This window comes from Streptomyces sp. NPDC058985 (assembly GCF_042740985.1).
In the GTDB taxonomy this organism is placed as follows: Bacteria; Actinomycetota; Actinomycetes; order Streptomycetales; family Streptomycetaceae; genus Streptomyces.
Genome location: NZ_JBHYJX010000002.1, coordinates 34,153 through 49,227 on the forward strand (window position 1 = coordinate 34,153; position 15,075 = coordinate 49,227).

Annotated in this window: 8 protein-coding genes and 1 pseudogene; 8 read left to right on the forward strand and 1 reads right to left on the reverse strand. The window is 72.4% G+C overall.

The window, feature by feature from the left end; genetic code table 11:
• The 8 genes and pseudogenes from ACFW01_RS01890 to ACFW01_RS01925 all read left to right on the forward strand — a co-directional run.
• A pseudogene (locus ACFW01_RS01890) lies at positions 1 to 609 on the forward strand (esterase); the annotation flags it as partial.
• Positions 610 to 646: 37 nt separating this feature from the next.
• Entirely contained in the window at positions 647 to 1,684 is a 1,038-nt protein-coding gene (locus tag ACFW01_RS01895; RefSeq protein WP_384502167.1) for a hypothetical protein, read from the forward strand.
• Positions 1,685 to 1,732: 48 nt separating this feature from the next.
• Positions 1,733 to 2,509 carry a TIGR03936 family radical SAM-associated protein gene (locus tag ACFW01_RS01900; RefSeq protein ID WP_234960351.1) on the forward strand — a complete coding sequence of 259 codons (777 nt, stop codon included), beginning with the start codon at positions 1,733 to 1,735 and terminating at the stop codon, positions 2,507 to 2,509.
• Between the two features lie 276 nt (positions 2,510 to 2,785).
• Complete coding sequence (locus tag ACFW01_RS01905) at positions 2,786 to 6,778, forward strand: Rne/Rng family ribonuclease (protein WP_384502169.1); 3,993 nt, start codon at positions 2,786 to 2,788, stop codon at positions 6,776 to 6,778.
• Positions 6,779 to 7,051: 273 nt separating this feature from the next.
• Entirely contained in the window at positions 7,052 to 7,372 is a 321-nt protein-coding gene (gene rplU, locus ACFW01_RS01910; protein ID WP_003976204.1) for a 50S ribosomal protein L21, read from the forward strand.
• 14 nt (positions 7,373 to 7,386) lie between these two features.
• Positions 7,387 to 7,641, forward strand: a complete 255-nt coding sequence (gene rpmA, locus ACFW01_RS01915) for a 50S ribosomal protein L27 (protein ID WP_003976205.1) — start codon at positions 7,387 to 7,389, stop codon at positions 7,639 to 7,641.
• Between the two features lie 110 nt (positions 7,642 to 7,751).
• Positions 7,752 to 9,188 (forward strand): GTPase ObgE, encoded by a 1,437-nt coding sequence (obgE, locus tag ACFW01_RS01920; RefSeq protein WP_234954619.1) that lies wholly within the window; start codon positions 7,752 to 7,754, stop codon positions 9,186 to 9,188.
• Positions 9,189 to 9,378: 190 nt separating this feature from the next.
• Positions 9,379 to 11,415, forward strand: coding sequence for a glycosyltransferase (locus ACFW01_RS01925; RefSeq protein WP_234954617.1), 2,037 nt, complete (start codon positions 9,379 to 9,381; stop codon positions 11,413 to 11,415).
• A 79-nt stretch (positions 11,416 to 11,494) separates the two neighbouring features.
• Here ACFW01_RS01925 and ACFW01_RS01930 read toward each other — a convergent pair whose 3' ends face one another.
• Positions 11,495 to 15,058, reverse strand: a complete 3,564-nt coding sequence (locus ACFW01_RS01930; RefSeq protein WP_234954614.1) for a bifunctional glycosyltransferase/CDP-glycerol:glycerophosphate glycerophosphotransferase — start codon at positions 15,056 to 15,058, stop codon at positions 11,495 to 11,497.
• Positions 15,059 to 15,075: the final 17 nt, after the last annotated feature.

Consider the following 15,075-nt stretch of genomic DNA (forward strand, 5'->3'; position numbering starts at 1 on the left):
ACGGGCGGCAGTTGGAGCTGGGACCGGTCGAAGGTGGTTGCCGGTGACTTCGACGGTGATGGTCGTGGTGATGTGGGTGTGCTGTACGACTACGGCCAGGGCAGTGACGGGGTCAACCGGACCGCGCTGTGGACGCTGACCAGCAGCGGCTCCGGCTTCGGCAAGCCGGTGAAGGTCTGGGACAGTGCCGGGTCGATCAGCTGGGACTGGGAGCGGTCGAAGGTCGTTTCGGGTGACTTCGACGGTGATGGTCGTGGTGATGTGGGTGTGCTGTACGGGAACGGCCAGGGGAGTGACGGGGCCAACCGGACCGCGCTGTGGACGTTGACCAGTAGTGGTTCCGGGTTCGGTAAGCCCGTGAAGGTCTGGGACAGCACTGCGGGCGGCAGTTGGGACTGGGAGCGGTCCAAGGTGACGTCGGGCGACTTCGACGGTGACGGTCGTGGTGATGTGGCGGTGTTGTACGACTACGGGCAGGGGGGCGACGGGGTCGCTCGGACCGCGCTGTGGACGTTGACCAGTAACGGTTCAGGGTTCGGTGGGCCGGTGCGCAAGTGGGACAGCTCCGCGTTCGGCAGCTGGAGCTGGGGACGCAGCGAACTCACCTGAGCGCATCCGGGCGGGGCGTTTCGGCGTCTGTGCCGGTATGGAGCTTGAGAAGCGGCCCGAGGGCCGTCCGCAGGAGCCGCCGCGGCGATCGGACCCGGAGGGGTGCGTCGCCGCGGCGGTCCGCGTTCCGGTGCGGATCGTCGTCCTGGTCCTGGTCGTACCGGTACGGATGGCGTGGGACGTGCTGGTCGTCGCCGGGCGGTTCCTGCGGGACACCGTGTTCCGCCCGGCCGGGCGGGCGCTGGCCTGGCTCGGGCGGCTCCTCTTCGTGTGGCCGCTGGCCGGGATCTGGCGGTACGCCGTCGTACCGCTGGGCAGAGGCGTGGCCCTGCTCGGGCGGGTGCTGCTCGTGGTGCCGGCGGTGTGGCTGTACCGGAGGGTGCTGGTGCCGGCGGGGCGCGGGCTGTACGCGGCGCTCGCCTGGATGGGCCGGTACCTCGTGGTCGTCCCCGCCGCCTGGCTCTGGCGGTACCTCGTCGTCGTACCCGCCGCCTGGCTCTACGCCTGGCTGCTCACGCCGGTGGGCCACGCGCTCGCGTGGTGCGGGAGAGGGCTCGCCTGGTGTCTCGGCCTGATCGTCACCGGTGTCGGCGCGGTCCTCTACTGGACCACCCGGGTGCTGGTGGTGCTGCCCGCTCTCGTCCTGTGGCGGTGGGTGCTCACCCCGGTGGGCCGGGTCCTGGCGGTCATCGGCAGGGAGGTCCTGGACGCCCTCGGGCACGCCTGGCGGATCGCGGGGTACGTCTCGCGCGCCTTCGGGCGGTTCCTCGGCACCCTGTGGCGGTGGACCGTGGTCGAACCGGCCCGCTGGGCGTACCGGAGCGTGCTCACTCCGGTGGGGCACGCCGTGCGGGACACCGTCCTGCGGCCCCTCGCGGACGCCGGACGCGCCGCCGGGCGGGTGACCCGGCAGGCTCTCGCCGCCGCCCGGCTGACCGTGCGGCAGACCCGCGCCGACCTACGCCGGGCACTCTTCGGGGAGCCCGCGAAGCGGCGCCCGGTCGGCCGGCGGGAACCATCCGTCGCCGAGGCACGTACTCTTGGTAGTAGTACGACCGCTCTCACGAAGGACTGAACGACACTGGGCAAGCGACAGCCCGAAGGCCCGCCGCCCGTACCCGCGGTGCAGCGCATCCGACTGCGCTACACCAAGCGCGGCCGCCTCCGGTTCACCAGCCACCGTGACTTCCAGCGTGCCTTCGAGCGCGCGCTGCGCCGCGCCGAGGTGCCCATGGCGTACTCGGCGGGGTTCACGCCCCACCCGAAGGTGTCGTACGCCAATGCCGCACCCACCGGCACGGGCAGTGAGGCGGAGTATCTGGAGATCGCGCTCACCGCGGCGCGGGACCCGGAGCAGCTCAGGGTGGTTCTCGACGCGTCGCTGCCCGCCGGGCTCGACGTCGTCGACGCGGTCGAGGCCCGGACCTCCGGGCTCGCCGACCGGCTGACGGCATCGGTGTGGGAGCTGCGGCTGGACGGGGTGGAGCCCGCGGACGCCGAGCGCGCCGTGGCGGCCTTCAACTCGGCCCCGGCCGTGGAGGTCCAGCGCCGGACGAAGAACGGCGTCCGTACCTTCGACGCCCGCTCCGCCGTCGCGAGCCTGGAGAGCGCCACCACGCACAGTTCACCGGCTGATAGGCCGACCGACCAGCCCTGTGCGATACTGCGGCTGGTTGTTCGGCACGTGACGCCTGCCGTACGACCCGACGACGTCCTGTCCGGTCTTCGCGCCGTGGCCGACCTGGCGCCGCCGGTCCCCGCAGCGGTGACCAGGCTGGCGCAGGGGCTGTTCGATGAAGAGACCGGTGCGGTGACCGACCCGCTCGCGCCCGACCGCGAGGCAGAAGCGCCCGAGCCGCAACCGGCCGCCGCTTCAGCCGCCGCGAAGGCGCCCGCGTAGGGAAGGTTCCGCGTAGGGACGGACGTCGTAGCGTCGCCCTCGAACTCGGGAGCCACCTGGGTCGGGCAGCGCACCGACCACAAGACTTTCGCCAGGCCGTGCACGACAAGGGGTACGGAACCGGCGAGACAAGACACGGAGAGCTTCCGAGCGGCGCCCGCGCCCCGGACGGCGGCGACCGCGCACCGCGCGAGCCGCGGACGTCATCGGCGGTCGATCAGATCGACGCCGGGCCAGGTGCGCGGCGCCCGGGAGCCTGACGGGAGAAACCCCCGCATGCTCGAACCGACCGAACCCACCGAGTCGTCGACCGCCTCGACCGACTCCGAGTCGAACACCCCGAGCGACACCCTGCCGCCGCGCCGTCGGCGCAGGGCCGCTTCCCGCCCCGCGGGTCCGCCGTCCGGCGGCTCCGGCGCGCCGGCCGAGACCGTCGCGCCCGCCGAGGTGACCGCCGCGACCGACGAGGCGGAAGAGACCGAGGAGACGGAGGCCGCGCAGGCCGCCGCCCCGGCCCCCGAGGCCGCCCCCGCCCGGCCGCGGCGCCGTGCGGTCCGCCGCGCCTCCGCGCCCGCCGGGACCCCGACGTCGACGGAGGCGGCCGAGACCGTCGTCGCGGCGCCCTCCGGTGCCGAGGCGCCCGTCGCCGAGCCGGTCGCCGAGGCCGCCGCGCCCGTTGAGGACGTCGCTCCGCGCCGGGCGCGTCGCCGGGCCACGCGCAGCGTCACCACGCCCGCCGAGCCGGCCGCCGCCGAGACCGCCGCAGCCGCCGAGCCCATCGCCGCCGCGGACGCCGAGCCTGCCGCCGCTCCCGCCGCCGTGACGGAGGCCGAGGACGCCGCGCCCAAGGGCCGCACCCGCCGTCGTGCCACGCGCCGCGTGGCGGCCCCGGCCGAGGCGCCCGCCGAGGCCGCCGCCGAGGTGCGCGAGCCCGCCCCCGAACCCGTCCGTGAGCCCGCCCCCGAGGCCGCCGAGGACGCCGAGACCGCCGCTGCCGCCGCGCCCGCCGAGGACGCCGCTCCGCGCCGGGCGCGCCGCCGGTCCACCCGTAAGGCCGCTAGCGGCTTCGCCGCTCCGGCGCAGACCGCCTCCGCTTCCGACGACGCCGACGCGCCCAAGCGCCCGTCCCGGCCCGCCGTCGCCGTGTTCCAGGCGCCCGTCTTCGCCGAGCCGCAGTTCCAGACGCCCGAGCGGGCCGCCGCCGAGGCCGCCGCCGAGGCGGCCGGTGCCGAGCCGGCGAAGCCCGCCGAGGCCGCCGATGAGCAGCCCGAGGAGCAGTCCGCCGGGTCGCGTCGCCGTCGTCGCCGCAGGGGCGCCGCCGAGGAGGTCACCGAGGACCGGACGCCCGCCGCCGCGCAGGACGAGCGGGAGACCGCCACCCGCGCCGGCTCCGACACCGAGGCCGACGCCGACTCCGACGAGTCGGGCGAGGACCACGACGACGCCGACGGCTCCGAGGAGTCCGGCTCGCGCCGCCGCCGGCGCCGGGGCGGCCGTCGTCGTCGCCGCGGCGACTCCGCCGACGGCGACCTGAACGACGGCGAGAGCGAGCAGACCGCCGCCGATCAGGCCGACCGGGCCGATCAGGACGCCGCCGACACCGCAGAGCAGACCGAGGACGACGCCGAGGAGAGCGCGGAGTCCGCCGGTGACGGTGGCGGCTCCAGCAGCAGCCGGCGCCGTCGCCGCCGTCGCCGCCGGGCCGGGGACGGTTCCGGGGACGGCGACGCGTCCACCGACGACCCCGAGCGCACCGTCGTCAAGGTCCGCGAGCCCCGCCCGCCGCGGGAGAAGAGCGAGCCCTCCGACGAGGTGCAGTCCATCAAGGGCTCGACCCGCCTGGAGGCCAAGAAGCAGCGCCGCCGCGAGGGCCGCGAGCAGGGCCGCCGGCGCGTGCCGATCATCACCGAGGCCGAGTTCCTGGCCCGCCGCGAGGCCGTCGAGCGCGTCATGGTCGTGCGCCAGCACGGCGAGCGCACGCAGATCGGCGTCCTGGAGGACGGCGTGCTCGTCGAGCACTACGTCAACAAGGAGCAGGCCACCTCGTACGTCGGCAACGTCTACCTCGGCAAGGTGCAGAACGTGCTGCCGTCGATGGAGGCCGCCTTCATCGACATCGGCAAGGGCCGCAACGCCGTCCTGTACGCCGGTGAGGTCAACTTCGAGGCGCTGGGCATGGCGAACGGCCCGCGGCGCATCGAGTCCGCCCTCAAGTCCGGCCAGTCGGTCCTGGTGCAGGTCACCAAGGACCCGATCGGCCACAAGGGTGCCCGCCTGACCAGTCAGGTCTCGCTGCCCGGCCGCTACCTGGTCTACGTGCCCGAGGGCTCGATGACCGGCATCAGCCGCAAGCTGCCCGACACCGAGCGGTCCCGGCTGAAGACCATCCTCAAGAAGATCGTCCCCGAGGACGCGGGCGTCATCGTGCGCACCGCGGCCGAGGGTGCCAGCGAGGACGAGCTGCGCCGCGACGTCGAGCGGCTCCAGGCGCAGTGGGAGGACATCCAGAAGAAGGCCAAGAGCGGCAACGCGCCGACGCTGCTCTACGGCGAGCCGGACATGACCGTCCGGGTCGTGCGCGACATCTTCAACGAGGACTTCTCCCAGGTCGTCGTCAGCGGTGACGACGCCTGGCAGACCATCCACGGCTACGTGTCCCACGTGGCGCCGGACCTCGCCGACCGGCTGTCGAAGTGGACCAGCGAGGTCGACGTCTTCGCGACGTACCGGATCGACGAGCAGCTCGCCAAGGCGCTGGACCGCAAGGTCTGGCTGCCCAGCGGCGGTTCGCTGGTGATCGACCGGACCGAGGCGATGATCGTCGTCGACGTCAACACCGGCAAGTTCACCGGCCAGGGCGGCAACCTGGAGGAGACGGTCACCAGGAACAACCTGGAGGCGGCCGAGGAGATCGTGCGTCAGCTCCGGCTGCGCGACCTCGGCGGCATCATCGTCATCGACTTCATCGACATGGTGCTGGAGTCCAACCGGGACCTGGTGCTGCGGCGTCTGCTGGAGTGCCTGGGCCGGGACCGTACGAAGCACCAGGTCGCCGAGGTGACCTCGCTGGGTCTGGTGCAGATGACCCGCAAGCGGGTCGGCCAGGGTCTGCTCGAGTCGTTCTCGGAGACCTGCGTCCACTGCAACGGCCGCGGTGTCATCGTCCACCTCGACCAGCCGGCCGCGGCCGGTGGCGGCGGTGGAGGGAGCAAGCGCCGCAAGCGGGCGCGGGCCGGGGCCGACCAGCCGCACGAGCACGAGGCCGTGGCCGGCGTCGAGACCGGTCCGACGGCGGAGCAGGAGGCGGAGACCGAGTCCGAGTCCGAGGTCGCCGCGGAGGTGGCCGAGCCGGTCGCCCTCCCGGCGCCCGACTTCACCCCGGACGAGGAGCTGTACAGCAGCGCCGCCGAGGCCGAGGCGGCCGCCACGCGCGGTCGTGGCCGGCGTCGCGCGAGCCGTAGGGCGTCGGCCCCGGCGGGCGCGCCGAAGGCCGGGAAGGGCGAGGCCGCGCACGCCGAGGGCCCGACCGCGCAGGACGTCACGGTGCGGGAGGAGGTCGAGCGTCCCGTGCGGCGCGAGCCCGCCGCCGAGGTGCTGGCCGAGCCCGCGGCCGTGGAGGACGCGGTGGCCGGCGGTCACGTCACGGCACCCGCCGAGGCGCCGGCGCCCTCCGTCGAGGAGGCCGCGCCCAAGGGCCGTACCCGCCGCCGGGCCACCCGGAAGGTGTCCGCACCGGCCGGTTCGCCCGCGGGTGCTGAGGCCGCCGTGCTGACGGTTCCCGAGACCGCTCCGTCCGCACCGGCCCCGCAGGCCGAGCAGGCGCCCCAGGCGCCCGCCGAGGCCCCCGCGGAGCCCGCCGCCGAGGAAGCGGCCCCGGCCCGTCCGCGCCGCCGGGCGGTGCGCAAGTCCACCGCGCCCACCGCGTCCGAGGAGGCGGCCGTCATGGTCGTCCCGTCGACCGGGCCGGAGGAGGAGCGGGCCGAGCAGGCCGTGCCGGACACGGAGGCCGCCGAGGAGGCCGCCGAGGAGGCCGCCCCGGCCAAGAAGGCGGCGGCCCGCAAGACGGCCAAGAAGGCGACGGCGAAGAAGGCCGCCACCAAGAAGACCGCGGCCAAGAAGACGACGACCGCGAAGAAGGCCACGGCCAAGAAGGCGGCCAAGACGACGACCGCCAAGAAGACCGCGGCCAAGAAGACGGCGTCGAAGAAGACCGCGGCCGCGGCGCAGCAGGCACCGTCCTCGGTCACGGCCGCCACCGACGAGGGCTGATCCGGTATCCGTCGCAGGCCCTGTGGCCCCGTTCGCCCGGCATCCGGGCGGCCGGGGCCACGGTGCGTGGGCGGACAGGGGCCCGGTTTGACCCCTGTCGTGCGGCCCCGTAATCTTGACCGTCGGCGTGTCGAGTGACACGTCACATCCCCGTAAACCTCTTTCCTTCCGGGTACGGGCCCTTCGCGGGCCCCGGCCGGGAGAGGCTGCCCGTGTGTCACCGGGTGGCTGGACTGCGGGGGTGCCGTTCCCGAGCGAGAGAGTGAGATCCGCGTGTACGCCATCGTGCGCAGCGGTGGTCGCCAGCACAAGGTTGCTGTCGGCGACATCGTTGAGGTTGACAAGATTTCCACCGGCAAGGTCGGCGACACGGTCGAGCTCTCGACCCTGCTCGTCGTCGACGGCGACGCTGTGACCAGCGACCCGTGGGTGCTGGCCGGCATCAAGGTCCAGGCCGAGATCGTGGACCACCACAAGGGCCAGAAGATCGACATTCTGCGCTACAAGAACAAGACCGGCTACCGCCGTCGTCAGGGCCACCGCCAGCAGTACACGGCGATCAAGGTCACTGAGATCCCCGCGGCTGCGAAGTAAGGGACTGAGGAGACATGGCACACAAGAAGGGCGCATCGTCCACCCGGAACGGTCGCGACTCGAATGCCCAGCGGCTCGGCGTGAAGCGCTTCGGCGGTCAGGCCGTCAACGCGGGTGAGATCCTGGTCCGTCAGCGCGGCACCCACTTCCACCCGGGCGCGGGCGTCGGCCGTGGCGGCGACGACACGCTGTTCGCCCTGCAGGCCGGTGCGGTGCAGTTCGGCACCCACCGTGGCCGCAAGGTCGTGAACATCGTCCCGGTCGCCTGACCGGACACTTTCGCGAGGCGGGCCTCACTTCCCCGAGGGGAAGCGGGTCCGCCTTTCGCGTGTTACCCAAGAGACATCCCCGCAGTAAGCAGTAACTGGAGGCACATCCCATGACCACCTTCGTGGACCGCGTCGAGCTGCACGTCGCCGCGGGTAACGGAGGCCACGGCTGTGCCTCCGTCCACCGTGAGAAGTTCAAGCCGCTCGGCGGCCCGGACGGCGGCAACGGCGGCCGGGGCGGCGACGTCGTCCTCACCGTGGACCAGTCCGTGACCACGCTCCTCGACTACCACCACTCGCCGCACCGCAAGGCCACCAACGGCAAGCCCGGCGAGGGCGGCAACCGCTCCGGCAAGGACGGCCAGGACCTGGTCCTGCCCGTGCCCGACGGCACCGTGGTCCTCGACAAGGCGGGCAACGTCCTCGCCGACCTGGTCGGCCACGGCACCTCGTACGTCGCCGCGCAGGGCGGCCGGGGCGGCCTCGGCAACGCGGCGCTGGCCTCGGCGCGGCGCAAGGCGCCCGGCTTCGCGCTGCTCGGCGAGCCCGGCGACCTCCAGGACATCCACCTGGAGCTGAAGACCGTCGCCGACGTGGCGCTGGTCGGCTACCCGAGCGCCGGCAAGTCCTCGCTGATCTCCGTACTGAGCGCGGCCAAGCCGAAGATCGCCGACTACCCCTTCACGACGCTCGTCCCGAACCTGGGCGTGGTGACGGCCGGCGAGACCGTCTACACCATCGCGGACGTCCCCGGCCTCATCCCCGGCGCAAGCCAGGGCAAGGGCCTCGGCCTGGAGTTCCTGCGGCACGTGGAGCGGTGCAGCGTGCTGGTGCACGTCCTGGACACGGCGACGCTGGAGTCCGAGCGCGACCCGCTCTCCGACCTGGACGTCATCGAGGCCGAGCTGCGCGAGTACGGCGGCCTGGACAACCGGCCCCGGATCGTCGTCCTCAACAAGATCGACGTACCTGACGGCAAGGACCTCGCCGAGATGGTCCGCCCGGACCTGGAGGAGCGCGGCTACCGCGTCTTCGAGGTGTCCGCGGTGGCCCACATGGGCCTCAAGGAGCTGTCCTTCGCGCTGGCCGAGCTGGTGGCCGGGGCGCGTGCCGCCCGGCCCAAGGAGGAGGCCACGCGGATCGTCATCCGGCCCAAGGCCGTGGACGACGCCGGCTTCACCGTCACCCGCGAGGAGGACGGCCTGTTCCGGGTGCGCGGCGAGAAGCCCGAACGCTGGGTGCGCCAGACCGACTTCAACAACGACGAGGCCGTCGGCTACCTCTCCGACCGGCTCAACCGCCTCGGCGTGGAGGACCGGCTGATGAAGGCCGGCGCCCGCAACGGCGATGGCGTGGCGATCGGCCCCGAGGACAACGCGGTCGTCTTCGACTGGGAGCCGTCGGTCACGGCCGGCGCCGAGATGCTCGGCCGCCGCGGCGAGGACCACCGCTTCGAGGCCCCCCGGCCGGCCGCCCAGCGCCGCCGCGACCGGGATGCCGAACGGGACGACGCGGAGCGGGAGTTCGACGGCTTCGAGCCGTTCTGAGCCCGCCCTCTGGAACCACGGCCCTGCGGACGGCATCTTGCTGTCCGCAGGGTTACACAGGTGTGGCAGGTCTGTGATCCGCTGTCGAACAGCCATGTGTACTTTGTGAGGAGGATGTGGCCGCGGTGCGTGGCCAGGGGTGGGGAAGCGGACTGACCATCCGTTCCTGGAAGCAGAGGGAAGCAGCAAAGTGAAGATCGCATTTCTCGTTCGGGACCTCTGCCACATGGGGGGCGTGGTCAGCGCGACGCAGAACCTCGCCGGGGCGCTGGCCGAACGGCACGACGTGGAGATCGTCGCGCTGCGCAAGGTGCGCGACGAGTCCTACTTCCCACTGGACCCGCGGGTCTCCGTCCGGGTGCTCAGCGACATGCGACCGGACTCCCCGGTCTCCGACGTGGACAACCCACTGTCCGACAAGTTCCCGCTGATCTACCCGCTCAACGCCGGTGCCAAGACACCGGTGGTGAGCCGGCTCGCGGAACTGCGGCTCCTTGAGTACTTCGACACCACCGACGCCGACGTGATCGTCAGCTCCAGCCCACGCAACACGATCATGCTGGCGCAGGCCCGCGGTGACTACCTGAAGGTCACTCAGGAGCACTCGATGCCCGCCATCTACGCCACGGACATCAAGGAACGCCTCTTCCCGGCCTACCGGCACCTGGACGCCCTGACGGCGCTCACCCCGGAGGAGGTCGCCGCCATCGCCCGGCAGGTGCCCGCGGTGCGCAACCGCCTGGCGGTGATGCCCAACTGCGTGCCCGCCTCCACCATCCGGTCCACCGGCACCAACAAGGTCGTGGTCTCGGCCGGTCACCTGACCGACAACAAGAACCACGCCCTGCTGATCGAGGCGTTCGCCCGGGTCCACGCCGAGGCGCCGGACTGGACGCTGCGCATCTACGGCCACGGCGCCGAGAAGAAGAAGCTCCGGGCCCGCATCGAGGAACTGGGGCTGTCCAACAGCATCCTGCTGATGGGCCAGACCTCGCCCGTCACCCCGGAGTTCGGCAAGGGCTCGCTCTTCGTCCTGCCCTCCAAGCGCGAGGCGTTCGGCAACGTCGTCGTGGAGGCGATGGCCGCCGGGCTCCCCGTCGTCGCCACGGACGCCGACCACGGGCCGCGGAACATCCTCACCGACGGCGAGGACGGTCTGATCGTCCCGCGCGGTGACGTCGACGCCATGGCCGAGGCGATCCGCAGCCTGGTCCAGGACGACGGACTGCGGCTGAAGATGTCCGCCGCGGGCATCCGCAACGCCGAGCGCTTCCACGAGCGGGCGAGCCGTGAGCGCTTCGAGGCCATCCTCCGGGAGGCCTTCGCACGCAAGGAACTGCCCCGCCACGCCACGGCCCGTGTGGACCGGCAGGGCTCGGTGCACGTCTCCGTGGGAGCGCTGCCGCCGAGCGCCGGACAGGCCGACCTCGTGCTGCGCAAGGGCGGGGCCGGCACGGAGGAGCACCGCTTCCCGTTCTCCGCCGCCGGCGACGCCGTCGTGCCCTGGGACGCCGGAGTGCCGCACGGCACCTGGGAGCTGACCCTGGCCACCCGCGAGGGCGGCCGCGAGGTGGCGCTGGGCACCGACGGCTACGGCTGCGACACCCGCGACCTGCTCGCCGTCGAGCTGCCGCGCCCGCAGGGGCCGTCCCTGGCGCTGCTGCTGCCGCACCTGCACGAGGACGGCGGGCTGCGGCTGCGCAGCGCCCTGCGCGAGGCCCACGCCGAGGTCGGCCCGGTCAGGGTCGACGAGCGGGCCATCGCCGTACAGGCGGAGCTGTGGGGCGCCGAGGCCACCGCGGGCGCCGTCGTGGAGGCCGTGCACCGCAGGGACAAGAAGCGGGTGCTGACCTTCCCGCTGCGCGCCGAGGGCGACGGCCGGGTCGCGGTCGACATCGACTGCGCGGCGCTGGTGCGGGCGCACACCGAGGCCGACGAGCCCGAGGTGATCTGGGACTTCTCCGTGCGCACGGCGGCCGACGCGCCCCGGGTGCAGCTGGCCAAGCTGGCCACCGACGTGCTGGCCCCGATCAACGTGTTCACCTTCCCGCGTCCGGTGCTCAGCGAGGCCGCGGCGGCGCCGACCGTGCTGACGCGGGCGGTGCGCAAGTCCCGCCGGGCGCTCGGCCAGACGCCCGCGCAGCTGCCGCCCACCCGGCGGCGCACGGAACTGCGGCCCTACTTCACCGCCGCCTGCCAGTTCGCGGTGAAGACCGTGCGGCTCTGATCCGCGTACGACACCGAAAAGGGGCGGGGCCCGGAGGAGACGATCCTCCGGGCCCCGCCCCTGTCGCGTGACCGCGCGGTCAGCCCTCCCGCGCCTGCTCCAGCATCCGGTCGACGACCCGCGCGGACGCGTTGCCGTCGTCCAGGTCGCAGAAGAGGTGGTGGAAGCGGTCGAACCGCTCCTGGTACTCCGCCTGCACCTGGTCGATGTCCCGGATCGCGTCGACCAGCTCCTTGGAGTTGCCGATCAGCGGACCGGGGGAGTCCTGCTCGAAGTCGAAGTAGAACCCGCGCAGCGTGTCCCGGTAGTGCTCCAGGTCGTACGTGAAGAACAGCATCGGCCGCTTCAGGTGCGCGTAATCGAACATCACCGACGAGTAGTCCGTGATCATGATGTCCGCCGCGAGGTACAGGTCGGCGATGTCCGGGTACTCCGAGGCGTCCCACACGAAGCCGTTGCCCGCGCCCGGCACCGCGTCCACCACGTTGGAGTGGCGGCGGATCAGCAGCACGTGGTCGTCGCCCAGGCGGCGCTGGGCGTCGTCCAGGTCGATGCGCAGGTCGAACAAGTACTGCCCGGCGCTGTGCGACTGGTCGTCGCGCCAGGTCGGCGCGTACAGGACGACCTTCTTGCCCTCGGGCAGCCCGAGCGCCTTCCTGACGCGGTCCGCGACCGCGTCCCGGTCGGGCGAGTACAGGTAGTCGTTGCGGGGGTAGCCCGCCTCCTGGATCTCACCGTCGTAGGAGAACGCCCGCTTCAGGATCGGCGTGCTGAAGCGGTTGGAGGACACCAGCAGGCTCCACTGCTTCGCCTCCAGCGCCAGCTTCTCCTGGTAGCGCCGGTCGAAGTGCAGCGTGTCGATGTCGTGCCCGATCTTCTTCAGCATCGTGCCGTGCCAGGTCTGCACGATGGACTGGCCCGGGCGGCGCACGATCCAGTCGGGAAGGTGGCCGTTGGTGACGATGTAGCGGCTTGAGGCCAGCGCCTCGTACCACTCCTTGCCCCACATGCGGACCTTCTCGACCCCGTCGGGCAGGTTGACCTGGCCGTCACGGACCGCCCACAGGTGCTTGAGGTCCATGCCGCGGCGCACCAGTTCCTCGTACATCGCGCGCGGGCTGTCGGAGAACTGCTTGCCGTTGTAGCTCAGGTAGAAGACCTGGTCCTTGAGCGGCTGCTGGAACAGCGGCTCGTACACCTCACGGCGCAGCTCCCGCTGGCGGTACGGGCCGCGCTCCAGGTCGCTCAGCTCGGAGCGGGCGTTGAGCTGCGGGAAGTCGCCCCAGCGGTTCTCCAGCCAGTAGCGGCGGCCGCCCAGTTCGGCCTGGACCGGGAACGAGTCCGCGGCCAGCCGGTCGACCACGAAGGGCACGTCGGGCGTGCCCTCCTCGTCGGGGCGCAGGAAGAGGTTCCAGCGGCCGGCGCGCAGCGGGACACTGCCGTCGCCGCCGAGGCTGGAGGGGTCGAAGGAGACCTCGAAGCGGCCGTCGTCGAGCCAGTGGGTCTCGACGAAGCGCTCCTCGTAGCGGTTGCGCGGCTTGAGCAGGAAGCGGGAGCCGGACAGCCGCGGGTCGGCGTGGCCGGTGAGGGCGATCCTGCCGTCGCGCACGGTCGCCGTGTCGATCAGGGCGCGGCGGGTGCGGCCGGAGAACTTCAGGAAGCCGGTGTGACCCCCGACCACGGCCAGCTCCACCAGGCGGGACTGGTCGCCGAGGGAGGCGGGCAGCGGGAACTCGGCGTCGGACAGCCCCTCCTGCATCACGGTGCCGAAGCGGCGCTCCTTGCCCTGCGGGTCGGTCGCGACCAGCACCGTGGACCAGGTCCGCTTCTCGGGCTGCGCCATCTCGTCGACGCCCTCGTGGAAGACGAGCGCCACGTCGGCCACCGGCACCTGGACCGAGAACGCCTGCTTGCCGCCCTCGCGGGCCACCGTGACGGGGTACTCGAGGGTCTCGGCGCCCTTCTGGTTCTTGACCCGCAGGACGACCTGCTCGTCCGCCGTGAGGGGCTCGCGGATCTCACCGGTGACCTTGATCCGGTCGTCCTCCAGGGTGCGCCCGGTGATCAGGGCGCGGACCTTCTCGATGCGCAGCTTCAGTGCGCCGCGCTCGACGGACGGCAGCAGCCGGAAGTCGGGGCTCAGCCAGTGGTACGGCGGGAAGTTGCAGGCCGCGCCGCCGCTGGAGTGGACGGCGTTGCGGCGTACCAGGCCGGAGGCGAAGATGCCCAGGCCCACGTGCCACACGGCCTCCTGCCACTCGCCGCCCTTGCGGAGCCTGGCGGGGTCGATGGTGACCTCCCAGCCGGCCCAGTCGTAGTTGTAGCGGTCCTGGCCGGAGTCGGTGGTGACCTCCGGGCGCGGCACGTTGCGGGCCGGCAGCAGGATGCGGCGGCGGGAGCGGTCCTTGCGCAGCTGGAGCACCTTGACCGAGGCCTTGCGCGAGGGCAGGTCGATCTTGTCGATCCAGGCGTTGCCCGAGAGTACGAGCTTGTCGCCGGACCAGCTCACCTCCTGGAGCGGGGCGCGCATGGTCAGGTGCTGGTCGATGCGGAGCGCCTCCTTGGGCAGGTGCAGGTCGGCACCTTCCAGGGAGGGGAACGAGGCGTACTTGCGCAGCAGGCCGCTGACCTCGGGCGTCTCCTTGCGGCGCTGGCCGGCCAGCAGGGCGATCAGCTCCTCCATCTGGTGCTTGCGCACCAGCAGCCACTGCACGCGCAGTTCGGCCGGGAGGTCCATGACGACCTTGGGGTCGATGCTGTCGAGGAAGCGGTTGGCCGAGCGCAGGAACTCGGTGCGGTACTCCTCGTCGCCGTCCGGCACCACGTTGAGGAACAGCCGCAGGTCGTCCCTCAGGACGCGGGTGTCGTACTCGCGCTTGAGACGGGCGAAGGTCTCGCCGGGCTGGTCGGCGAGGAAGGCGCTGATCTCCATGACGGAGGTGGTGCGGTCGCGCACGCCCGCCGGGTCGGTGCGGCGCTGGGTGATCGACGGGGCGGACTCGCCCTCGCGCAGCCGCCAGTAGTAGCAGGGCTCCGAGATGACGTCGACGCTCTCGGCCAGGTAGTGGGCCCGCATGGTGACCGGGGTGTCCTCGTACAGCCGGCCCTCGGGGAAGGCGAAGCCGTTCTTCTCCCAGAAGGTGCGGCGGAAGACCTTGTTGCAGGCGATGCGGTCGGCGACCAGCTTGGCGTACCGGGATATGTGGGTGCGCACCCGGGCCTCGCCGGCCAGCATCCGCATCAGCGGCACCTGCCAGGACTTCTCGCCCTTGAGGTGGAAGACGTTGCCCGTCGCGAAGTCCGAGCCGCTCTCGTCGAGGCTGCCGACCATCAGCCGGTAGGCGTCCGGCGGTATCAGGTCGTCGCTGTCGACGAAGGTCAGGAACTCCGACTCCGGCGCGAGGTGCGTCATGCCGGTGTTGCGGGCCGCGCCGAGGCCGCCGTTCTCCTTGCGTATGAGCTTGAAGCGGGAGTCGCGGGAGGCGTACTCCTCGGCGATGGCGGCGGAGCCGTCGGGTGAACCGTCGTCCACCATCAGGACCTCGAAGTCGCGGAAGGTCTGCGCCGCGAGCGAGTCCAGACAGGCGGGGAGGTAACGCTCCACGTCGTAGATGGGGACGATGACACTGAGCCGAGGGGCCATGGCTTGGTGATCTCCTT

Excerpts from the sequence above, each read along its gene's own strand:
- ACFW01_RS01895 (WP_384502167.1), top strand. The coding sequence starts at position 647 with ATGGAGCTTGAGAAGCGGCCCGAGGGCCGTCCGCAGGAGCCGCCGCGG.
- ACFW01_RS01905 (WP_384502169.1), top strand. The coding sequence starts at position 2,786 with ATGCTCGAACCGACCGAACCCACCGAGTCGTCGACCGCCTCGACCGAC.
- rpmA (WP_003976205.1), top strand. The coding sequence starts at position 7,387 with ATGGCACACAAGAAGGGCGCATCGTCCACCCGGAACGGTCGCGACTCG.
- obgE (WP_234954619.1), top strand. The coding sequence starts at position 7,752 with ATGACCACCTTCGTGGACCGCGTCGAGCTGCACGTCGCCGCGGGTAAC.
- ACFW01_RS01930 (WP_234954614.1), bottom strand. The coding sequence starts at position 15,058 with ATGGCCCCTCGGCTCAGTGTCATCGTCCCCATCTACGACGTGGAGCGT.